The sequence below is a fragment of the Helicobacter ganmani genome, from assembly GCF_003364315.1.
GTDB classification, from domain to species: domain Bacteria; phylum Campylobacterota; class Campylobacteria; order Campylobacterales; family Helicobacteraceae; genus Helicobacter_D; species Helicobacter_D ganmani.
In genome coordinates, this window is record NZ_NXLS01000004.1 from 46,436 (window position 1) to 67,683 (window position 21,248).

Consider the following 21,248-nt stretch of genomic DNA (forward strand, 5'->3'; position numbering starts at 1 on the left):
CCTTGACGAAACTTTAATTCCTTATTTTTAAAACTTAACCAAGCAAAAAGTATTCCAAAAGATTTTTATTTCAAAGAAGCTTGAATCCTTAAGTAAAAATTTACTCAAGGATTCTTTATGGTGTATTTTTGGGATTATTGGAATTTTCCCACAGGCAAAACAACTTTGCCAAAATGAATATTCAATACAGAAGCCCCACAGCCATAAAACGATAATAAAGCAATACCAAATTCAGAATAAGCTGCCAAGCTATGTGCAAACCCAGATAGAATATTAAAGGAATCCAAAGATAAGCCAATAAACAAAAAATCTATCAAAACAAAAATGAGAAATAAAACTTTATGTGTTCTTAACGCGCCAATCGTCATAAATAGTGTAAAAATCAAATAAGCCACAAAAGCAAATCCCAATTGTTTTGCATCAGCACTACTTACTAACTTCTCACCAAAAACTCCATTTTGTATTAACCAAGTCATTCCCATTGCATACCAAAAAAGCGCATACGCCCCAAAAGCAGTTGCTCCAAAGGTATTATTATGTTTGAAATCATTGAAACACGCAATGAGTTGTGCTGTCGCACCAAGAAAAATTGCCCAAGGAATCACCAAAGAAACTCCTAAGGTAATTCCAAGCTTGCTAGAAGAAGCAACCAATGTAATCACTGCTAAACCAAACAGACCTAATGCAGAAGGATCTGCCACTAAAACCTTTACCTCTTGAACTTCTTTCATAATATCCTCCTAATTTTAGTTAGTGTCTTTAAAGACTAACAAATTTGCTTTTTCTTGTCAATAAATAATTAAAAAAGTTAAAAATTTCAATTAACAATGTTACTAATATTCATTACAAACAGCAAAAATTTTAAAGCAAATTTGGTTTAACTTACAAGGATACTTTTTGAAGTCTTCAAGAGATTACTCCCCTACTTCGTATAAATCCGTGCTTAAATATCTCTCACCAGTATCGCAAAGGAATGTTACAATATTGGCATTTGGATATTTTTTGGCTATTTCCCTTGCCGCCCATAAATTTGCACCACTTGAGATTCCAATCAAGATTCCTTCTTGCAACGCCGCTTTACGAGATTCTGCAATCGCCCACTCCACATCTACTTTCAAAATTTCATCAATCAAATCTGTTTGCAAAATTTTTGGAACAAATCCCGCTCCAATTCCTTGAATCTTATGTGCTCCGGGCTGCCCACCACTAAGCACAGGAGAGTTAATGGGTTCTACGGCGATAATTTTAGCATTTGGATTTTTTTTCTTTAACACCTCACCTACACCGCTTAATGTCCCCCCTGTGCCCACAGCAGAAACAAGTACATCTACTTTTTCTAGCGCGTTTAAAATCTCTGATGCAGTGGTTTCACGATGGCTTTTAGGATTAGCAAAATTTTCAAATTGTTGCAAAATAAATGAATTTTCAATTTCTTTATGTAATTCTGCTGCACGATTAACTGCTCCTTTCATTCCTTGCTCTTTTGGGGTTAAAACAAGTTTTGCGCCCAATGCCGCCATTAATCTTCTACGTTCAATACTCATAGATTCTGGCATTGTAAGGATTAACTTAATACCTTTTGCTGCACAAATAGACGCAAGTCCAATTCCCGTGTTCCCGCTTGTTGGCTCAATGATTGTAGTATTTTGATGAATCGTGCCACTCTTTAACGCTTCTTCAATCATACCAAGTGCGATTCTATCTTTGACCGAACCACTAGGATTTAAAAATTCGCATTTAGCATAAATATTTGCCCCTGCCTCATTGGACAATGTGCGCATTTTCAAAAGGGGAGTTTTACCAATCACTTCTGCAATGGAATGAATCACTTTCATTTTCTATCCTTAAAAAGTAAATTTATTAAAATAATAATTCTGTAATACAGCATTAACTGAATCTCCTTTAAGGCTTACTTATCATATTTTATTATTTCATATATTTTATATTATATTAAAAATTAAAATAAAATTAAAATAATTAACGATTTTACACAATTCACTAAAAAAGATTAAAAAAAATTTATCTAAATGTGCATAATTGAATGGAAAATTTTGTATTATTAGATTTGACATTACTAACAAGGGGAACAAATGAGTTTTTTTGAAGAATATAATAAATTAGTCAATGAGCGTGCGAAACAAAATATTCCACCACTTCCATTGAGCAAAGAACAAACTTTAGAAATTATTGAATTGCTCAAAAAAGGTGAGCATACAAAAGAATTAATAGAGTTGCTCTCCCATCGCGTTAATCCCGGAGTAGATGAGGCAGCAAAAGTCAAAGCAGAATTTTTAGATTCTATTGTAGAGGGCAAAATCAATGTAGAGGGAATCTCTAAAACATCTGCGATTCAACTACTTGGCACAATGCTTGGAGGATACAATATTCAACCGCTTATCAAAGCCCTAAAATCTAGCGACAAAGATTCCGCAAAAACAGCAGCAGAGGCACTTAAGCATACTTTGCTTGTGTATGATGCTTTTAATGAAATCGTAGAGATTTCAAAAAGTAACACTTTTGCAAAGGAAGTTTTGCAATCTTGGGCAAATGCAGAGTGGTTTTTAAATAAACCCGCATTAGAAGAAAAAATCACTGCAACTGTTTTCAAAATAGATGGCGAGACAAACACGGACGACTTAAGCCCAGCAGGAGATGCCTTTACGCGTAGTGATATTCCATTGCACGCACAAGCAATGCTAAAAAGTCGCACACAAAATGCTTTTGGTAGAATCGCGGAACTCAAGAAAAAAGGACATCCGCTTGTCTATGTTGGAGATGTTGTCGGCACAGGTAGCTCAAGAAAATCTGCTTGCAATTCACTTGTGTGGCATATGGGGCGCGAAATCCCCTATATTCCCAATAAAAAAGCTGGGGGATTAGTCATTGGTGGAGTGATTGCCCCAATTTTCTTTAATACTTGTGAAGATAGTGGTTGTTTGCCAATCATCGCACCTGTAACAGAGCTAAACGAGGGAGATGTAATTGAAATTTATCCTTTCAAAGGTGAAATCCACAAAAATGGTGCTGTTGTATCTAAATTTGATTTCAAGCCCACTACTTTAGCCGATGAGATTCGCGCGGGTGGCAGAATCAATCTCATTATTGGAAGAGGACTTACTGCAAAAGCAAGAGAAGCACTAGGAATGCCAAAAGAAGAAATTTTTGCTAAACCACAAACTCCAAAGTCTAACGCAAAAGGCTTTACATTGGCACAAAAAATGGTAGGACGCGCTTGCGGAGTAGAAGGAATTTTACCCGGAACTTATTGTGAGCCACTTGTTACAACCGTTGGTAGTCAAGATACCACAGGAGCAATGACAAGAGATGAAGTGAAAGAACTTGCATCATTAGGATTTAGTGCAGATTTTGTATTACAAAGCTTCTGCCATACCGCAGCATACCCAAAACCTGCAGATGTCAAACTTCACGCTAGTTTGCCACAATTTATGAGTAGTCGCGGAGGTGTTGCATTGCGTCCCGGGGATGGAGTAATTCACTCGTGGTTGAATCGTATGGTGCTACCAGACACTGTGGGAACAGGAGGAGATTCTCACACGAGATTCCCTATTGGCATTAGTTTTCCTGCTGGAAGTGGATTAGTTGCTTTTGCCGCTGTTACAGGTTCTATGCCATTAGATATGCCTGAATCCGTACTCGTGCGCTTCAGTGGCAAACTCCAACCCGGCATTACTTTGCGTGATTTAGTCAATGCGATTCCTTATTATGCAATCAAAAAAGGCTTGCTCACGGTGGAAAAAAAGGGCAAAAAGAATATTTTTAGCGGAAAAATCTTGGAAATTGAGGGTTTGCCAGATTTAAAAGTAGAACAAGCTTTTGAATTAAGTGATGCAAGCGCAGAAAGAAGTGCGGCAGCCTGCACCGTTGCTCTCAACAAAGAGCCTATTATTGAATATCTAAAATCCAACATTACTCTTATTAATGCAATGATTCAGGCAGGCTATCAAGATGCAAAAACATTAGAACGTAGAGCAAAAAGAATGCAAGATTGGATTGACAATCCAACTCTTCTCAAAGCAGATTCCAATGCCGAATATGCTGCTGTGATTGAAATTAATCTAAACGAAATTACCGAACCAATCTTGGCTTGCCCAAATGACCCCGATGATGTTGCTACACTAAGCGAGATTCTAGCAGATTCCAAACGACCACACAAAATTGATGAAGTTTTCGTGGGAAGCTGTATGACAAACATTGGACATTATCGCGCACTAGGGGAAGTATTGAAAGACGAAGGTATGGTACCCACAACGCTTTGGGTAACACCACCTACCAAAATGGACGCAAAACAATTAGTAGATGAGGGGTATTATTCGCTCTTTGGAGCGGCAGGGGCAAGGATTGAGATTCCGGGTTGTAGTCTATGTATGGGAAATCAAGCACGCGTCCGAGATGAAGCAGTAGTTTTCTCAACTTCTACTAGAAATTTTGACAATCGTATGGGCAAAGGTGCGCAAGTCTATCTTGGAAGTGCGGAATTAGCGGCTATCTGTGCATTATTAGGCAAGATTCCAACTAAACAAGAATATCTAGATTTGATTCCTAAAAAAATAGAAGGGAAAGAATCCCAAATCTACCGCTATTTAAACTTCAATCTCATTGAAGATTACACTTTAGTTTGATTCTATTTGGAATTTAGGAACTTTCCTAGATTCCAAATTTCTTATTCTTAAAGCCAACTTTTTAAATTTATGAATATTCCGCTTTCTTATCCTAAAATCCATAAATTACAAAAGAAAATTTTTATTCTTTAATTAATATTTTCAAAAGTCTATATAAGATAAAATTTTTTGATTGTCTTATCAATCAATGCAATACTTTCAAAAAGGAGTTTAAATGAAACATTTTATTGTCTCATTGTCATCAATCTTAGTTGCTTCCACTCTCACACTTAGTGCAGCTGACCTTCTTAGTCAAGCAAAAGATAGTGGATTAGTGCCACTACCAAAAGACCAAGCGGGCATAGAAGCTATGCTTAAAGAGTATGGGGTAAAGTTTAGTGCATTCTCTCAAGAAAAAGCAGAATTAGGTAAAAAACTTTATTTCGAACCTCGTCTTTCTAAAAGTGGTTTGATTTCTTGTAATACCTGTCATAACTTGGGCTTAGGTGGCGCAGACGGAATTTCTGCAGCAGTTGGACACAAATGGGTAGCCAATCCACACCATCTCAACTCACCTACAGTTTATAATTCTGTGCTAAACTCTGCACAATTTTGGGACGGACGCGCAGGAGATTTAGCTGACCAAGCCAAAGGACCTATTGAAGCAGAACCAGAAATGGCAACACCTGCGAAACTTGCTGTTCAAAAAATCTCTTCTCTACCAGAATATCAATCAGAATTTAAAAAAATCTATGGCAGAAGTGGAGTAACTTTCGATAATATCGCAGATGCAATTGCAACTTTTGAGCGCACATTAATCACTCCTTCTCGCTACGATGCGTTTTTAAATGGTGATGACAAAGCACTTAGTAAAGCAGAAAAAGAAGGTTTGCAAGTTTTCTTAGACAAAGGTTGTGCTGCATGTCATACAGGCGTAAATCTTGGTGGAAGTATGCAATCTTTTGAGGTCGCAGGAAAATATAAATTTGCGGATTTAGGAGATTTCAAAGGGGATGCAAATGGTATGGTTAAAACACCTACTTTAAGAAATATTGCTGAAACTGCGCCTTACTTCCATAATGGAGCAATTTGGAGCTTAACTGACGCAATCAAAGAAATGGGGAGCATTCAACTTGGAATCAATATCAGCAACAAAGAAGCTAAACAAATTGCAACTTTCTTGCAAAGCCTAAGCGGTGAAAAACCACAAGTTATTTATCCACAACTACCTATTGCTACAGATAAAACACCTAAACCAGAATTATAATTTGCGATTCTTGCTTTCAAGCCAAAATAACTTTGGCTTGAAACTTTTATGCTTAAGGTCAATCCCTTTTATTTATAATCTACGCGTGTCAAAAATAATCCATTGGGTGCGACAGGGATTCTATAAATTTTTTTACCCATTAATTGTGCCTTAAGCTCCTCTAAACCCAAATGCCCTTTATCAATTTCTAGCAAAAATCCAACCATTAAACGAATCTGCGAGCGCAAGAATCCATTTCCCCAAAAAGACAAAATCCAAAAATGCCTCCTCTCTAGCAACCTTGTCCTATATATTGTGCGCACACTCCGCCCTTTTATTTCCTTGTATTTTGCTTTGTATTCTTTGCATTGGAGGTTTATATCCTCATCGCCACAACCGCCCACTTTCATAAAAGCCCTAAAATCATAAGTGCCCACAAGAATCTCTAAAGCTTGTTTGAATAATGCAACATTTTGAATAGAATAAGGCAAACTAAAAGCATTTAAAAAGGGAGAATTTTGCTTGCTTAACACATAACAATATCCTCTTCTTTTAGCAGAGAATCGCGCATTAAAATCCTCCGAAACAATCCAAATTTGCTTGATTTTAATAAAGGGGAAAAGTTTTGCGTTCAAATGCTGTTTCAAAAGCTCCAAATTGTGCCAATAAGATGGAATCTCTAAAGAAATCACTTGCGCACTTGCATGCACTCCCTTATCTGTGCGCCCACTTCCAACAAAATTACTAAAGATTCCAACACTCTGCAATGCAGCTTCTATTGTTCCACTAACACTCAAAACATCTTTTTGGCTTTGAAACCCAAAAAATGCCCCTCCATTGTAAGCTATCCGCATTGCAATCTTGATAGAATCTTGTGCAAAACCCATTCTTTTATATAGCTTAAATAAACTAATAGAATCGTTTAATATAGTGCCAATAGAGCCAATAACCAACCACTATCCAAACAAGTGGCAACAGCACAAGACCAAACAAAGGAATATAACTAGCGCAAAGATACATTAAAGCATAAAATAATCCTACAATCGCCATTGCCTGTAAAATTGTATAATTTTTCTGATAGCGAGGATTCTTGATGCCTAAAAATGGATAATAAAATAGACTCATCAAAGGAAAAAGAGAAAGCAAGATAGACATACTAAGATTCCTTTTTGTTTTTTCTTGTCTTTTATTAGAATAAAATGCTTGCTGCCAGTATTCTATCAGCCCTAACTTCGCCCCATCAAAAGCTTGAATCGCGTTTCTTAAAATCAATTGTTCAAATCCGATTCTCTCAAAATATTCACCCAGCTTACGATAAACCTTGCCATTTTCTAAAATAACTTCCATTGTGCCATTTGAATTAACGATTTTCGCTTCTTTTGCAAAGATTAATCCTTGATTTTCTTTGTTGTTTTCTTTTGCAAGGGATAAAAGCACAATATTTTCATAAACATTTGTGTCTTCCTTGCCTTTTTGCACATAAACAAGCCATTTGTCAAGCTTTTGTCCAAACTCACCTGCTTGCAGATTGATATTGATACTATTTTTGCGCTCTTCTAAAAACTGCCGATACGCCACATCACTTAAAGGTGTCAAGACTAACGATAAAATCAAAAGGCTAAAGCTAGCCAACAATGCAATGGGCAAAAAAATCTTAATAATCACTTGCGGATTCATTCCAAGTGCAAATAGAACAGGTAATTCATAATCAAAGCTAAGGCGAGACAATCCAAGCACGCAAGCAATAAAAAAACTAAGCGGTATCACAAAAAAAATCATTGTAGGAAGTGTATAAAAATAAAGGGAGAGCAATTCAAAAAAACTGATTTTAATAACAAAAGTAACGCTTGCAATGCGGATAAAAATTACTACTGAAGCAATAAAAAATAATACTAAAAAAATAGGAAAAAAGATTTGCGCAAAGCTGTGAAATAAGAAATTCTTGATTCTCAAAATTAATCCTAAAGATATTTAAAAAGTGTATTTTACATCATTTCCATTAAATTTTGCAAAAAAATTTAAGCACTCTAAAAGATTCATTCACAATCATCAAAAGACTTGTTTAGATTCCATCTTCTCTGATTCTTAAAAATATAGGGAATCTAGGAAGTTTATTTTTGGTATAGCCTTGATATTTATAAGTAATTATTGTGTCTATTTTAGGAGGATTGAGACGCATTGCAGAAGAAAATCCCGAACCAATTTTAAAATATTTCTTCTCTCCTAAAACCTCACCCTCACACCAAATTGCACCGATTCCATTAATATTTTTTCCTTTGCCTTGTGTATAACCTCTCACGATACATTCTGCGTCCGCAAAAGGTTTCAGCTTGTAACCAATATCAGAGAAAGAATTCCTACGCAAGATTACACCCTCCCCACCCTTGCTTAAGATTTCTTGATAATAAGATTCTAAATGTTGATGATTTTTTATGGGAATTTGGGGGATAATTTTAATATAAGGATTCGGAAAATCCTTTAAATAATTTTCCAAATAATTTAAACGCTCACTTAAAGAGCATTTTTCACAAACCCCACGCACATCAAAAACTTGATAAGTCATCTCTTGCCATTTGGATTCATCAGAGACAGAATCCCTTACAATACTTGAAATTTTTTCAAAGTGATTGTAAGTCAGCCACAATTCGCCATCAAGAACAAAAGGAGGAAAATTCACAAGCCAAAACTTCGGGACTTGAATAAGGTTATCTTTGCGAGTTTTTAAGTTTTTGCCATTCCAAATCCCACGCACGCCATCTAGTTTCTCACTCATTACAAATTGTGTTAATTCTCCTTTGGAGATTAAGTTTTGTGCATAGGGTTTAAAGTGCGGAATCTCCGCATATAAAGTGAGATTCCAACCAATAAGAATAAAGAGAGAAATTTTTAACAGCTTCAAAATATCATTCTTTGGCTAAGAAAAGCTATTATAAACCTTGCTCAATCATTGCATTTGCAACTTTTCTAAATCCTGCGATATTTGCTCCAAGCACAAGATTTGTAGGCTCGCCAAACTCTTTTGCAGTTTCGCTTGCATTTGCATAGATATTTTTCATAATATTATGCAATTTTTTATCCACTTCCTCAAAAGTCCAAGCAGTCATTGCTGCATTTTGGCTCATTTCAAGCCCGCTTGTCGCTACACCACCAGCATTTGCTGCTTTGCCCGGACCATAACAAATTTTTGCATTCAAGAATTTATGCACTGCTTCAATTGTTGAAGGCATATTTGCACCTTCACTTACACATTTACAACCATTTTTAAGTAAATTATCTGCATCTTTTGCATTAATTTCATTCTGCGTTGCACTTGGAAATGCCGCAAATGCTGGAATTGCCCACAATGGATTAGAATCTTTTGGATATTCTTTTACACTTGTCCATTTTGCACTGCTACGTTCTTTAGCATAAGACTCTAAGCTCTCACGTCTTACTTCTTTAATCTCTTTTAATAACGCTAAATCAATGCCTTTTTCATCATAAATCATACCCTTAGAATCACTGATTGTTACAGGTTTTGCTCCAAGTTGTTGGAGTTTTTCTACCGTATAAATCGCAACATTTCCACTTCCTGAAACTAAGCAAGTTTTGCCCTCTAGCTCTCCAAAATTGCTATTTTTTAACATTTCTTGTGCAAAATACACACTTCCATAGCCTGTTGCTTCTGTGCGCACCAAACTTCCGCCCCAAAGCAAAGATTTACCTGTCAAAACACCCTCGTAGCGATTCGTTAGTTTTTTGTATTGTCCAAACAAATAACCAATCTCACGCCCACCTACTCCAATGTCTCCTGCTGGCACATCTGTATGTGCTCCAATATGACGATACAATTCATTCATAAACGCTTGACAAAATCGCATCACTTCTCTATCACTTTTGCCTTTGGGGTCAAAGTCGCTTCCACCTTTGCCACCACCCATTGCAAGCCCTGTCAAAGAATTTTTAAAAATTTGCTCAAATCCCAAGAATTTAATAATGCCTTCTGTTACACTAGGATGAAATCTCAAGCCTCCTTTATAGGGTCCAAGCAAAGAGCTAAACTCAATACGATAACCACGATTAACTTGAATCTCACCTTTATCATTTTCCCAAGTTACGCGAAAGTTAATTTGACGCTCTGGAATTACAATACGGTCTAAAACTTTATAAGTTTCATATCTTTTATCTTTTTTTAGTGCAGGCTCAATAGATTCCAACACTTCTTTAACTGCTTGATGAAACTCTACTTGGTCGGGATAAAGTCTTTGGACTTTTTCAATAACATCTTGTGTGTAAGACATTTTATTCTCCTTTTGTGAAATTTAACATCGGCATTGTATTAAAACTTTAATTAATATAATCTTATAGAATTAAAAATTTTTTTTAAGTTTTATATTTAATAATTTTTTTATAAGTAACGCAAAATCAACTCTTAAAACATTTTTACAATTCTTAAAGATTTTAAAATTGATAAAATTTATAAAAAATTTATTTTAGTTTTTTAAAAAACAGCCGATATAGTCAGTATTAATTTATAAAAAGGAGAAAAAATGCAAGCAAGTTTTAGTCTCTCTTCTTTGCAAGCCTCATATACTACCACGCAATGGAGTGCTGTTAAAGAAGAGCTTACAAACAATCAAGCAAATAGTGTTCCACAATCAACTATTAATCAAGACGCAGGAGGAAGCACGACTAGTATCGTAGCTAGCAACTCTTTGCTTGGTGATAGGTTGGGAGATTTTCAAAAAACTATTTTAAATCGGGCATTGAGTAAAATTTCAGAAATTCAAGATGAAATGATGAAAACTTGGGAACAATTATTCCCAAGCGCAAACAATAGCACAAGTTCATCACAAACCACAACAATCACAATGTCTGATTTGCTCTATAACAAAAACTTTGCAAGTCAAATCATAGGAAGTGGAATCAGTCTTTCTCAAGGATTCTCAACAAGTTTAGAGGTTTCAATCTCTGGTAAAATAATAGGAAGCGATGGAATAGAAAAAAGCTTAGATTTAAGCATTAGCGTTTCTCAAAGCTTTATGCAAAATCTACAAATAAGTAGCTCAAATGCTACCAAAATCCCTGAAGATGTAAATAAAAAAGTCATTGACCCGCTTGTGATTGATTATGAGGGCAGTGGCACAGAGCTTAGCGATACCAAAATGCGTTTTGATTTGGACAGCGATGGCACTCCTGACCAAATCTCCACACTCAAAAAAGGTTCTGGATTCTTGGCACTTGATAAAAATGGCGATGGTAAAATCAATGATGGCAGTGAGCTTTTTGGCACACAAAGTGGTGATGGATTCAAAGACTTGAGCATTTATGATTCCAATAATGATGGCAAGATTGACAAAGACGACCCAATCTATGACAAACTAAGAATCTGGACTCCTGATGCAAATGGTGAAGGACAACTTGTAGGATTGGGCGAAAAAGGAATCGGGGTGATTTACCTCAACGCCCAAGAGAGTCAAGAAATGATGAGGGGAGAAAATGGGGATTTATTAGGAATCAAACAAAAAACAGCAGACTATTTGCGTGAAGATGGTAGTAGCGGACAAATCCACCACATTGATTTGGTAAGCGAAAAAATTAAAGACGAAGCGGTGCTAAATCAAGCAACAAACGATGCGATTCTAGCAAATGGAGGACAAAGCATTTCTCAAATCCTTGCAAACAAAGCTTATCAAGGAATGGGCGTTTCTGCATCTAATTTGTCTCCAAATAGTATTATCCCAATGTTTAGTGCGTTAGGAAATGGAATCACAGGATTATTTGAACGCGTCCCTATGGCTAGTCTTACAAGCCTTGAAGTCAAAGTGTCTTTTAGCCTCAATTCCTTGCAAACTGCCAACAATGGCGTCAGTCAAGAAGCATCTAAAATTTGGAATGCGGTAGAGGATAATTTCAAAAAAATGGAAGAAATGAAAGAAAAAATGGAATCTGCATTTAAGCGATTTGATGAATTTATGCAGCTCAACCGCTTGATATTTGACCCACTAAAAAACAAAGATAATGTGTTTAAAAGCTTCAACTCAAACACTCTAGGAAAACTTCTTGCATAATTTCAAGAATCCCTTTGGGATTCTATGCAAATTGCCTTTTTCTCAAAATTTTTCAAGTCAAAATTTCCCCCAAACATTCTTTACTTTCTTGAAAGCCTATCTAAATAACTCCTTATCTTGCTTGAACTAATACCATTGCACAAATCCCATCTTTCTGCACTGCAAGAAATCAAACCGCCCACGCACGCAAAGCCTAACTTATAAGAGAGCGTGAGTGTATGATTCTTTCTTTTGCATTCATTTTTTACCTTAGACATAATTCACTAATGATAATTGAGAAATCTTGCCAATGCTAGAAAGCATTGCTTGATAACCAAGTGCAAGCGTTGAAAATTGCAAATAAGTTTCCGCAAAATCTGTATCAATCGTCTCACTGCGCAAGGTTTTCACTTGTACAATCAAAGCTTCTGTGCGTTCAATAGAATATTTAAACGCGTTGCCCTGTGCCCCATTTTTGGTATGCACTTTATTGATATGGTCTGCCAAATGGTCAAAGATTGCAATTGCATTTTGGATTCCGGGATTCCGCATAGAATCATCATAATTATCAGAACCCGGGCGATAAGTGCCATCTTCTAGCGCTTGGATAATCTTATCAATTTGTTGAAAGAAATTTACATGTGGGTCTTCGCCAATCACTGCATTATTCGCTTGAAAGGTCAATGCGGGGTGATTTGTTGTATTTGTATCTACACGCCCATTTGCATCTAATCTAAAGTTGCTACTTTCATCATCATAGAGCATAAATTCCATTCGTGTAGGTATGCGGTTTAAATCTTTTAACTGCAACTGCCCATTGACATCAAGACCAATCCATACATTATTTTTTGCCTGACTTAACATTGTCTCATAAGCAACTTTTTCAGCGGGATTGTTGAAATTAGCCCCCGCATTGAAAACTGCCGCTAAATCCCCCGGATTAGAATTGCTAAGATTCATTACCATTCCCAATGTATCGGCAAGTTGTTGATAAGTTACATCATTTGCAGGTGTTGCATTGCCACCCACTTGCGGAGGATTCCCATTTGCTTGCAAGATTGGAATCTCAATGCCTGCGATATTTTGCCCATTCATTTGCGCAGGAGAATTTATAATCATTACGCTTCCTGTATTTCTAAACTCTATCCTACCACTAATTGCCACTCCATTGACATCTTTAACTTCAAAGTTATAAGTGTGTCCATCAAGGCTCACTCCAGCAACTTCTGATAGCTTTGTTTCCATTGTCGCGTATTCATTTGTAGAGCGCACGATTTGAGAGACATTAGAGCTTAATGTGCCACCGCTACGAGAGAATCCTACTCTATCATATTCTACGCTATAATCATTGCGGAATCCATTTACAGGATTACCTGCTGCGTCATTAGCAGTCAAAGTAACACTAAGAGAGCTTGTTCCAATATAAGGCAATTCTTTATCGTCTTTATCTGGCGGATTCTTTTTGGAAACATTATTATCCACTACGATAATCTTGCCTTCTGCAAATTGCACATCTACATCACCATTTGCGCCATACACGCGCTTAATTTCGTCCATCAAATCTTGCACCGTGCTTGCAGGGGTAATTGCAAAGTTTGTAGGTGCTACGGCTGCACCCGCTGTGTCTAGTGCAGTGTTCCCTTCTGTTCCGCTAAGAGTAATGGAATTCACTCCATTTGGAAAAATATCACTCAATAAAGTGTTGGTTTTGGCGATTTCATTTGTATGCGTTCTAAAAGTCGTAGGAATCGTATGCACACGATGGTCGTTATAATCTTCTACTGAAGTAATACTTTCGCTAGAAAAAGTGCCGAGATAAGGACTTTGCACATAAGTATTTACCTTGACACCACTATTAAGTAAGCGGTCAATATCCGCTGTTCCTACACCATCTCCGGGCGGAACTGCATTGATGTCATTGTCTGGGTCTTGGTAGCTACTAGAAACCATATAAAATTCAATATTTGAGCGTCCGCCTGTTAAGTCTTTAATCTCAATTTCACCCCATTTATTCACCGTTACATCTACGACTTGGCTAACCTCTGTATTGCCAAACTCTCTTCCGATTTTGTCTAACAAATCCTGCACGGTGGAAGCTTGATTTTTATCCGTATATGCAACATCCATAGAAAATTTGGATTTAAATGCGCTCCCATCTGCTCTACGTCCTGTGATATAAAAAACTTCTGGTGGATTGTTGCTTGTATCTGCGTCGTTATCCCCCACCAAATCACGCAAAGTATCCGCCGCTGTAATATGCACTTCTTCACTCACTCCCGTTGGGTGATTTGGGTCCATAATTGCTGGATTTAGTTTGCTTTGATTAAACTTTGGAATATTCGTTGAAATCATACGACTCTTATCATTATCCGAACCAAAGAATAACTCTGCCCCTGTAATATTATAAGCAACAGAATTGTTAGAACCAAGCAATGCATTCAAGGTAGCATTATTACCATTATAGCTTCCATCGGCATTAAAAGGCATTCGCGTTGTAGCTGTGCCCCCAAAGATATATTCTCCACCCACAGAAGTATTAGCAAGCGTCAAAAAGTGGTCGCGGATAGACTTTAAATCCTTTGCAATCGCAAGACGCGAAGTCTCACTATGAATATTATTTGCTCCCTGCACCAATTTGGTTTTGAATTGGTCCATATTCTTGGTTAAATCACTCAAAGCAGTATCAGTATGCTTTGTATAAGTTAAGGCATTCGTTGCGAGAGCGTGGCTTTGACTCAAAGTTGTAAGATTATAATCCAATCCTAGAGTTTTGTTAAAAATAGAAGTTCCTTGATAACCATACTGAATCTTTAAACCATTCATCTGAGACAAAGTTCTATCCAACAAATTTTGGGTTTTGTTTTGTTGGTATTGCATAGTTGTATATCTTGAGCTAGTGCCGATTCGCATAACATTAACCTTTCTAAAAATTTAGTTTATTAAAAAATATAAAGCAAATTTTATTCCATATTGTTAAAACCAATGCGTCTAATAATATTATGGGATTTATTGGGGGGAGCTTTTTTCAAAAGTAATTGCAATAGAATTGACGCAATGGCGAATATTCTTTGGCGTAAATCCTTCCCCTGCAAAAATGTGCCCTAAATGCCCGCCACATTTTGCGCAAGTGATTTCTATTCTCCTGCCATCTGCGTCTAATTGCTCTGTAATTGCTCCTTGCAAACAATCGTCAAAACTCGCCCAACCACAGCCACTATGAAATTTGCTTGCAGAATCATACAAGGCTTGATTGCATTGTTTGCAGTGATAGATTCCTGTTTCAAAAAAATTTTCAAATTCTCCGCTAAAAGGTGCTTCCGTGCCTTTATGTAATATCACACGCTGTTCTTCTTTGGTTAATTTTCTATACATTTTTTTCTTTTCTTTCATTTTCTTGAAGTAATTTTTGCAAAAACTCTTCTAAATTAAATTTTTTGCGTTGATTCTCTGTAAATAAATGAATGATAATATCACCCAAATCTATAACAATCCAATCCGGATTCTCCTCATCAATATGGAAAAAACTTTCACCCTTTGCTTTCAGCTGTTTTTTAAGCTCTTCTAAAAGTGCCATTGCGTGTCGGTCAATCAGTGCTGTGGCAATTACGACAAAATCCACAAAATAATCTGTTTTTTCAAGGTTAAAAACTTCAATGTTTTCTCCTTTTTTTTCTTCTATGATTTGACAAATTTCTGCAATCATTTTTTGTCTATTTTCTTGCAATTTATTTCCTTTAATATTAATTCCAAAATAGGCTGTGGAATCAGACGAGACAACTCCACAAAATCACTACAAGCTAACTTATTGCGAATTTGCGTGGAACTTATATCCATTGCGCAAAATGGCAAAGTTTGAAAATTTTGCGGAATCCTAAAGCCTTTGCGTGGAATTATAACAAATTCTACATTGTTTTGAAGCCAATCAAAATTTTGCCATTTATGCAAAGATTCTACATTATCCGCACCAACAAGCAAATACATTTTGTCTTTTGGGGTTAGAGAATAGGTTTGTTGGATAAATTGCAAAGTTTGATAAGTCGGAATAGGAGCATTTTGACGCACTTCATAGTCCAATATTTCTATTTTGTCTGCCCAGACTTTCAAGGATTCTTTACATAGAATCCTAAGCCATTCTAGGCGCAATTTGGGAGAAAAATAGAAATGACTCTTAAAAGGATTTAAAAAATTTGGCACGAGGAATAATTTATCTATCTCCTTTGCATTTAAAACAGATTCTATAATGCGTAAATGCCCAAAATGTGGTGGGTCAAAAGAACCACCAAAGCAAGCAAACTTGCGCTGCATCTCTTTCCTTTGTAACAAAACCTCTTTTTAAGCTTTTAAAATGCCTTAAATTTAGGTAAAATTGTAGCAAAAACAAATGTAGAATGGAATGAATTTGGAATGGTTTGAAATTGCTTTGGTTTTTTGTTTTGGATTGAGTTTTGGCTCTTTTGCTAATGTCCTAATCTATCGTATTCCACATTCTTTAAGCCTCATCACTCCAAATTCTTTTTGCCCTCACTGCCAAAAAAGCCTTAAACTTAAAGATAAGATTCCTTTATTGTCGTTTCTTTTTTATCGTGCAAAATGCCCTTACTGCCTTGCTAAGATTCCATTTTATTATTTTTTCAGCGAAATATTAGGTGGAATCTTAGCAATCTTTTGCTATGTTTGGCTTGGCATTTTTGGGATAATTCTTTTTTGGCTTTTGCTGTGTTTTTATGTTTTAAGCGTTATAGATTGGCATTTTTTAGAGATTCCAGATAGTTTAAACTTCCTTAATCTAGCACTTGGGGTGAGCTATGGTATAGGAGAGTTACCTGCAAATTTACTTGGTATAGCTTGGGCAGAATCTTTACTCTTTGCTTTTTGCTTTATGGGGATTGCAAGTTTTTTACGGCTTTTTGTGGGTAGTTTCACCCGCAAAGAAGTCTTGGGAGAAGGAGATATTATTGTTTTTGGCACACTAGGGTCGGCACTTGGTGGAAATGGAATCTTAGCAATCTTTTTTGGAGCAAGCTTCGCACTTTTTGTTCTATTAATCCTTAAATACTTTCCCAACATCAACTCATTAGCCCTTGCGATTCCTTTTGTGCCTTTTTTGTTCTTGGGATTTTTTCTCACTCTTTTATGCCAGTTTTTTCAAATTCTTTAAAAGATTCCATTTTTCCCTTTCTAACTTTCAACGCAGTTTTACAAAAATCAACTTACAATAACAGCGCAAAAATTAAAAATTTTAAGGAAAATTATGCAAATTAGAATTTATTATGAAGACACAGATTGCGGTGGGATCGTTTATCATACAAACTATTTAAAATATTGCGAACGTGCAAGAAGTGAAGCATTTTTCAAAGCCAAAATTACGCCCTTGCAAGACAACATCGGATTTGTCGTCAAAGAAATGCAAATCCACTTCCACCATCCAGCAAAACTTGGAGATTTATTAGAAGTGCAAACGCAAATTTTGGAGCAAAAATCTGCTTCTGTGAATCTTTTGCAAACAATCTATCTTGCAAATCCAAAGATTCCTACCAAAATTTTTTCTGCTACAATTACACTTGTTTGTATGGATTCTCAATCCCAAAAAATTACTAGAATCCCCTTGTGGGCGCAAGAAGTATTTAACACTCTACAATAAGGAAAATAATGGAACAAGAACAAAAAATTCAATATCCTTGCGCTTGGCATTATCGTATCATTGGGAATAGCAAAGAGGAATTATATTTGACTGCGCTTGAGCTGATAGATAAAGAGTTTATCTACTCACCCGCCAAAGAAAGTAGCAAGGGCAAATACCACAGCATTAATATAGAAGTTGTTGTCTCTAGTCAAGAGGAACGTGATGCAATCTTTGCAAAACTACATCACGATGCAAGGATTAAGTTTGTTCTCTAAAGCAATCTTTCTTAGTGTTGTCTTAAGTTCTCAAATCCTACTTTACGCGGAATCTCTTTCTGAAATTCCTCTTATTTTTGATTCCAAAGCTGCGACAAAATGTTTATTGCAACATTATAATATGTTAGAAAGCAAGGAACAAAATAGTATAAACTTCCGCAACAATCAAACACTCACTTGGAATCTTACGCCTAATAATATTACTCCTTTGACAGAGGCTTTGCAAACACAAAAACTAATAGATTCTTTTGTGTTTCCTTATCCATTAGGAAGTTTCGCTAAAAAACCTTATGAAGATAGTTCTAGGATTCGTGATGTATTATTTTTTTCTACGATTTATGGGGCAAACGAAGCGGAAGTCAAACAACATTTAAAACCTCTCGTGTGGCTAGATGATACCGAAATACTTTTCAACACTCAAAATGGTGCTTATGACGCATTAAAGCGCGTCAAAAACCGCTTAGAAAACCTCATTGAATCCAACCCCATCCTTAAAACTTATTTACAAAATATCGGGGGAACTTTTAAATGGCGCAAAATCGCTAACTCTCAAAATCTAAGTGCGCATAGTTTTGGAATCGCAATAGATATTAATGTTGCCCATTCGCGTTATTGGTTATGGGACTTAAAAAAGCACGCACTTAGCACTTCGCAATCTGTCGCTACGATTCCATTAGAAATTATTGAAGCGTTTGAAAGTGAAAATTTTATTTGGGGCGGACGCTGGTGGCATTATGATACGATGCATTTTGAATATCGCCCGGAGATTTTATGTTATACTCAAAGCCTTTGGGATTCCAAACAATAACCTTTTAAAATCCCCGCAATTAATAAAAGTCTAATTTGCTACTTTTTTAAGACATTTTTCGCAAACCACATAAAGCAACATATCGTGCCCCACAGGCTTGGCATTGTAAGAATTTGTAACTTCTACTTGCAATCTTTCAATTTCATTGTTACAAAACTCCTCAATATTGCCACATTCTACACAAATAATATGGTCGTGGTGCAAACCGCTTGCAATTTCATAACGCTTTCCGCTTTTATCCACTTCAATGGAATTGATAAATCCCTCTTTTTCAAGAAACGAAAGAATGCGATAAATAGAAGAAATACTTGCGTTAGTGCAGGTTTTACGAATGATTGCAAAAATATCCTCTGGACTTAAATGCCCACCATCATCATAAAGTGCTTTGAGTATAAATTCGCGTTGTTTAGAATTTTTGAGATTATTTTTTTTAATAGATAAATGCAATCTATCTAAAATTGTTTTAAGAGATTCTTTATATTTTTTCATTATGAAATCCTTGCGTTTTTAAGATATTATATAATTTAAAACTTTTTAATTGTAGCAAAATATTGTAAAATAAATCAAATATAAAGTAAGAATCATTTTTATATTATATTAAGTTGATATTAATTATCATTTTATGAAATAAATTCTGATTAAAAAATTTATTATTTTTAAGGAGTAAATGATGTCCGTTTTAGTGATTGGTGGTGATGAAATTACGCCCATTAAAGCTGTTTTAAAAAACTTAGGTTGTGAATCTATTACACATTGGGACGGCAGGCGAGAAAGTATTAACCACAAGGATTTGCCCCAAAATATTGGTTGCCTTGTAATGCTTACGAACTTTTTAAATCACAATACAATGCGAAAATTTCGCACAGAAGCTAAAAAGAAAGATATTCCTGTCATCTGTGCTAAACGAAGTGTAAGTTGTCTCTATTGTGAATTTATGAAAACATTTGGCAATGAAAATTGCCCTTATGGGAGCTTTTAATTTTAATTTAAATTTAAATTTTATAAAATTATTCCTAAATTATATTTTATTTTAATTTAAGGATAAGAATGCTACCTGCCCTCCTTGAACCTCTTGGCAATTTAACGATTCTTATTGTGGAAGATGACCCAGTTGCATTAGATTTGCTAAGAATTCCATTAGAGCGTCGTTGTCGCAAGATTCTGACTGCCAAAAAAGGCGAAGTCGGCTTGAAACATTTTAAAAACAATGTGATTGATATTGTGATTACTGATGTCAATTTAGAGGGTAAAATAGACGGAATTGCTATGATTAAAACTATGCGTAAAACCAATCCAAATATTCCTGTCATTTTTATGACAGCTTATAGCGATGAAGAAAAAATCAATGAAATGATTAAACTAAATGCTTGTTCGCTTATTAAAAAGGCAGTGGATTTAGAGGAGCTCTTTGTATTATTACTAGGAATCAACAAGCAATTACACAAAGAACAAACCGTGGATTTGGGACAAGGTATCTTTTATCGCAAAAGAGATAAATCCATCTTGAAAGGCTTTGCAGTCTTTGAACTCACAGATAGAGAATGCCAAATCTTAGATTTGCTTATTAATGCAGATGGCTTTCCCGTAACCTATGAGGAATTTCATAAAAAAATTTGGAGAGGGCAGCAAATGACAATGGATTCTTTGCGTATGCACGTCAATAGCATTCGTCGCAAGACTTATCACGACCTCATTCGCAACCATTCCCGCTTGGGCTACAAACTCAATCGCATTATTTCAGAATAATCCAAATCTAGGATTCCAATCAAGATTCGCCTTTTGCGCTTGGATTCTTTGCAGCTTCTTTGGAATCCTATAAAGCTTGGAATCCTTAATAAAGTTCGCTCCTGTTTGATGAAAGCAAAATTTTATTCCTGCAAGTTTTGCTTGTTGTTGCAAAGAAACTACCCAAGCAAAATCACATACTCTAGCATTCAATCCCGATTCGCCACCCACACTAATTTCTGCAATCTTGCTAGAATCCAAAAAAGGCGTTAAGTCAATAATTTCTAAAAGTGGTGCGCAAATAATCCAACGCATTAAAATAGGCGATTCCAAAAATAGAGGCAATCTCGCATTAGCTTCCTTTTGGGATTCCACACTGCAACCCACAATCACATTAGGATACCCCCTGCCCCAATCACTAGGGATACATTCTCTAAATCTTGCAATGCGTTTAGTAAAAAAGATAAAGGTGCAATCCTTGCGCTCTGCAATCATTCTCCATACGGAATCCCTCCATTTATCAGCACTTTCTAACAAAAAATCACTGCTAAAACATAACCAAATTTTTGAATGACTTGGAATCTTATAGCTTCCATTGTGTCTTTTAGCAATCGGCAAATGAAAATTGCGCGTTTTATGAAGCTCCTTAGCATTTTTTCCAGCAATAGAATCTATTGCAAAAACATAACAATTCCTACAACCCTCACTCACACGCACACAGCCGTGCCAAGGGTTGTAGGCAATCTCTAAGGGCGTATCAAAGAATGGGAGTTTAGGATAACGCATAGATAAGAATCCTTAAAACAAATGCTTATTATAAGATAAATGTTGTAAATTTGTTATAATGCAAATCTTTATTTGGATTTTATTGGAGTTTTTGTGGAAATCTTTGCAAACCTTACCACAATTTTTTTATCGTGCTT

The 21,248-nt window shown here is 36.0% G+C and carries 21 protein-coding genes; 9 read left to right on the forward strand and 12 right to left on the reverse strand.

What is annotated here, in order from left to right:
- Positions 1 to 134: 134 nt before the first annotated feature.
- On the reverse strand, positions 135 to 731 hold the full coding sequence (locus CQA43_RS04945; protein ID WP_115551511.1) for an acetate uptake transporter: 597 nt from the start codon (positions 729 to 731) through the stop codon (positions 135 to 137).
- Between the two features lie 183 nt (positions 732 to 914).
- Positions 915 to 1,835, reverse strand: a complete 921-nt coding sequence (gene cysK / locus CQA43_RS04950) for a cysteine synthase A (RefSeq protein ID WP_115551512.1) — start codon at positions 1,833 to 1,835, stop codon at positions 915 to 917.
- 255 nt (positions 1,836 to 2,090) lie between these two features.
- Here cysK and acnB point away from each other — a divergent pair, with 255 nt between their 5' ends.
- Together acnB and CQA43_RS04960 are read left to right on the forward strand one after the other, a co-directional pair.
- Positions 2,091 to 4,640, forward strand: coding sequence for a bifunctional aconitate hydratase 2/2-methylisocitrate dehydratase (acnB, locus tag CQA43_RS04955; protein WP_115551513.1), 2,550 nt, complete (start codon positions 2,091 to 2,093; stop codon positions 4,638 to 4,640).
- A 214-nt stretch (positions 4,641 to 4,854) separates the two neighbouring features.
- Positions 4,855 to 5,886 (forward strand): cytochrome-c peroxidase, encoded by a 1,032-nt coding sequence (locus CQA43_RS04960; RefSeq protein WP_115551514.1) that lies wholly within the window; start codon positions 4,855 to 4,857, stop codon positions 5,884 to 5,886.
- A 68-nt stretch (positions 5,887 to 5,954) separates the two neighbouring features.
- Here CQA43_RS04960 and truA read toward each other — a convergent pair whose 3' ends face one another.
- The 4 genes from truA to gdhA form a co-directional block, all read right to left on the reverse strand.
- Positions 5,955 to 6,752, reverse strand: coding sequence for a tRNA pseudouridine(38-40) synthase TruA (gene truA, locus CQA43_RS04965; protein ID WP_115551614.1), 798 nt, complete (start codon positions 6,750 to 6,752; stop codon positions 5,955 to 5,957).
- A gap of 22 nt (positions 6,753 to 6,774) precedes the next feature.
- Positions 6,775 to 7,818 carry an LptF/LptG family permease gene (locus tag CQA43_RS04970; protein WP_115551515.1) on the reverse strand — a complete coding sequence of 348 codons (1,044 nt, stop codon included), beginning with the start codon at positions 7,816 to 7,818 and terminating at the stop codon, positions 6,775 to 6,777.
- 109 nt (positions 7,819 to 7,927) lie between these two features.
- Complete coding sequence (locus tag CQA43_RS04975) at positions 7,928 to 8,764, reverse strand: DNA ligase (RefSeq protein ID WP_245944221.1); 837 nt, start codon at positions 8,762 to 8,764, stop codon at positions 7,928 to 7,930.
- A 28-nt stretch (positions 8,765 to 8,792) separates the two neighbouring features.
- Positions 8,793 to 10,145 (reverse strand): NADP-specific glutamate dehydrogenase, encoded by a 1,353-nt coding sequence (gdhA, locus tag CQA43_RS04980; protein ID WP_115551516.1) that lies wholly within the window; start codon positions 10,143 to 10,145, stop codon positions 8,793 to 8,795.
- Positions 10,146 to 10,394: 249 nt separating this feature from the next.
- Between gdhA and CQA43_RS04985 the strand changes: the two genes are divergently transcribed.
- Positions 10,395 to 11,915, forward strand: a complete 1,521-nt coding sequence (locus tag CQA43_RS04985; protein WP_115551517.1) for an EF-hand domain-containing protein — start codon at positions 10,395 to 10,397, stop codon at positions 11,913 to 11,915.
- 249 nt (positions 11,916 to 12,164) lie between these two features.
- Here the strand turns inward: CQA43_RS04985 and flgL are convergent, their stop codons facing one another.
- The 4 genes from flgL to nadD all read right to left on the reverse strand — a co-directional run bounded on the left by flgL (position 12,165) and on the right by nadD (position 16,199).
- Positions 12,165 to 14,804, reverse strand: coding sequence for a flagellar hook-associated protein FlgL (flgL, locus tag CQA43_RS04990; RefSeq protein WP_115551518.1), 2,640 nt, complete (start codon positions 14,802 to 14,804; stop codon positions 12,165 to 12,167).
- A gap of 96 nt (positions 14,805 to 14,900) precedes the next feature.
- Positions 14,901 to 15,266 (reverse strand): methionine-R-sulfoxide reductase, encoded by a 366-nt coding sequence (locus CQA43_RS04995; protein WP_115551519.1) that lies wholly within the window; start codon positions 15,264 to 15,266, stop codon positions 14,901 to 14,903.
- Positions 15,259 to 15,618 (reverse strand): ribosome silencing factor, encoded by a 360-nt coding sequence (gene rsfS / locus CQA43_RS05000; protein ID WP_115551520.1) that lies wholly within the window; start codon positions 15,616 to 15,618, stop codon positions 15,259 to 15,261. The genes CQA43_RS04995 and rsfS overlap by 8 nt, the downstream gene beginning before the upstream one ends.
- Positions 15,594 to 16,199 carry a nicotinate (nicotinamide) nucleotide adenylyltransferase gene (nadD, locus tag CQA43_RS05005; protein WP_115551521.1) on the reverse strand — a complete coding sequence of 202 codons (606 nt, stop codon included), beginning with the start codon at positions 16,197 to 16,199 and terminating at the stop codon, positions 15,594 to 15,596. Before nadD ends, rsfS begins: the two co-directional genes overlap by 25 nt.
- Positions 16,200 to 16,293: 94 nt before the next feature.
- Between nadD and CQA43_RS05010 the strand changes: the two genes are divergently transcribed.
- The 4 genes from CQA43_RS05010 (at position 16,294) to CQA43_RS05025 (ending at position 18,600) form a co-directional block, all read left to right on the forward strand.
- On the forward strand, positions 16,294 to 17,052 hold the full coding sequence (locus CQA43_RS05010; RefSeq protein WP_245944222.1) for a prepilin peptidase: 759 nt from the start codon (positions 16,294 to 16,296) through the stop codon (positions 17,050 to 17,052).
- Positions 17,053 to 17,145: 93 nt separating this feature from the next.
- Positions 17,146 to 17,535 carry a YbgC/FadM family acyl-CoA thioesterase gene (locus CQA43_RS05015; RefSeq protein WP_181881627.1) on the forward strand — a complete coding sequence of 130 codons (390 nt, stop codon included), beginning with the start codon at positions 17,146 to 17,148 and terminating at the stop codon, positions 17,533 to 17,535.
- An 8-nt stretch (positions 17,536 to 17,543) separates the two neighbouring features.
- Positions 17,544 to 17,792: an HP0495 family protein gene (locus CQA43_RS05020; protein WP_115551524.1), complete on the forward strand. Its 249-nt coding sequence runs from the start codon at positions 17,544 to 17,546 to the stop codon at positions 17,790 to 17,792.
- Positions 17,740 to 18,600, forward strand: coding sequence for a M15 family metallopeptidase (locus CQA43_RS05025; protein WP_115551525.1), 861 nt, complete (start codon positions 17,740 to 17,742; stop codon positions 18,598 to 18,600). The genes CQA43_RS05020 and CQA43_RS05025 overlap by 53 nt, the downstream gene beginning before the upstream one ends.
- A 30-nt stretch (positions 18,601 to 18,630) precedes the next feature.
- Here the strand turns inward: CQA43_RS05025 and fur are convergent, their stop codons facing one another.
- The gene (fur, locus tag CQA43_RS05030) at positions 18,631 to 19,089 is read right to left on the reverse strand and encodes a ferric iron uptake transcriptional regulator (RefSeq protein WP_115551526.1); all 459 of its coding nucleotides are present in this window, start codon (positions 19,087 to 19,089) and stop codon (positions 18,631 to 18,633) included.
- Positions 19,090 to 19,270: 181 nt separating this feature from the next.
- Here fur and CQA43_RS05035 point away from each other — a divergent pair, with 181 nt between their 5' ends.
- Together CQA43_RS05035 and CQA43_RS05040 are read left to right on the forward strand one after the other, a co-directional pair.
- The gene (locus tag CQA43_RS05035; protein ID WP_115551527.1) at positions 19,271 to 19,579 is read left to right on the forward strand and encodes a DUF2325 domain-containing protein; all 309 of its coding nucleotides are present in this window, start codon (positions 19,271 to 19,273) and stop codon (positions 19,577 to 19,579) included.
- A 68-nt stretch (positions 19,580 to 19,647) separates the two neighbouring features.
- Positions 19,648 to 20,346: a response regulator transcription factor gene (locus CQA43_RS05040; protein ID WP_115551528.1), complete on the forward strand. Its 699-nt coding sequence runs from the start codon at positions 19,648 to 19,650 to the stop codon at positions 20,344 to 20,346.
- Here CQA43_RS05040 and CQA43_RS05045 read toward each other — a convergent pair.
- Positions 20,338 to 21,111, reverse strand: coding sequence for a DUF5131 family protein (locus CQA43_RS05045; protein WP_115551529.1), 774 nt, complete (start codon positions 21,109 to 21,111; stop codon positions 20,338 to 20,340). The two genes, CQA43_RS05040 and CQA43_RS05045, sit on opposite strands and share 9 nt — an antisense overlap.
- Between the last annotated feature and the right edge of the window lie 137 nt (positions 21,112 to 21,248).

What these genes read in the sequence shown, in the direction of transcription:
- CQA43_RS05015 (WP_181881627.1), top strand. Translation starts at nt 17,146, where the DNA reads ATGCAAATTAGAATTTATTATGAAGACACAGATTGCGGTGGGATCGTT.
- nadD (WP_115551521.1), bottom strand. Translation starts at nt 16,199, where the DNA reads ATGCAGCGCAAGTTTGCTTGCTTTGGTGGTTCTTTTGACCCACCACAT.
- CQA43_RS04960 (WP_115551514.1), top strand. Translation starts at nt 4,855, where the DNA reads ATGAAACATTTTATTGTCTCATTGTCATCAATCTTAGTTGCTTCCACT.
- CQA43_RS05025 (WP_115551525.1), top strand. Translation starts at nt 17,740, where the DNA reads ATGCAATCTTTGCAAAACTACATCACGATGCAAGGATTAAGTTTGTTC.
- CQA43_RS05045 (WP_115551529.1), bottom strand. Translation starts at nt 21,111, where the DNA reads ATGCGTTATCCTAAACTCCCATTCTTTGATACGCCCTTAGAGATTGCC.
- fur (WP_115551526.1), bottom strand. Translation starts at nt 19,089, where the DNA reads ATGAAAAAATATAAAGAATCTCTTAAAACAATTTTAGATAGATTGCAT.
- CQA43_RS05020 (WP_115551524.1), top strand. Translation starts at nt 17,544, where the DNA reads ATGGAACAAGAACAAAAAATTCAATATCCTTGCGCTTGGCATTATCGT.
- truA (WP_115551614.1), bottom strand. Translation starts at nt 6,752, where the DNA reads ATGGGTTTTGCACAAGATTCTATCAAGATTGCAATGCGGATAGCTTAC.
- acnB (WP_115551513.1), top strand. Translation starts at nt 2,091, where the DNA reads ATGAGTTTTTTTGAAGAATATAATAAATTAGTCAATGAGCGTGCGAAA.
- CQA43_RS04985 (WP_115551517.1), top strand. Translation starts at nt 10,395, where the DNA reads ATGCAAGCAAGTTTTAGTCTCTCTTCTTTGCAAGCCTCATATACTACC.
- CQA43_RS04945 (WP_115551511.1), bottom strand. Translation starts at nt 731, where the DNA reads ATGAAAGAAGTTCAAGAGGTAAAGGTTTTAGTGGCAGATCCTTCTGCA.
- CQA43_RS05035 (WP_115551527.1), top strand. Translation starts at nt 19,271, where the DNA reads ATGTCCGTTTTAGTGATTGGTGGTGATGAAATTACGCCCATTAAAGCT.
- gdhA (WP_115551516.1), bottom strand. Translation starts at nt 10,145, where the DNA reads ATGTCTTACACACAAGATGTTATTGAAAAAGTCCAAAGACTTTATCCC.
- CQA43_RS04995 (WP_115551519.1), bottom strand. Translation starts at nt 15,266, where the DNA reads ATGTATAGAAAATTAACCAAAGAAGAACAGCGTGTGATATTACATAAA.
- CQA43_RS05040 (WP_115551528.1), top strand. Translation starts at nt 19,648, where the DNA reads ATGCTACCTGCCCTCCTTGAACCTCTTGGCAATTTAACGATTCTTATT.
- cysK (WP_115551512.1), bottom strand. Translation starts at nt 1,835, where the DNA reads ATGAAAGTGATTCATTCCATTGCAGAAGTGATTGGTAAAACTCCCCTT.
- flgL (WP_115551518.1), bottom strand. Translation starts at nt 14,804, where the DNA reads ATGCGAATCGGCACTAGCTCAAGATATACAACTATGCAATACCAACAA.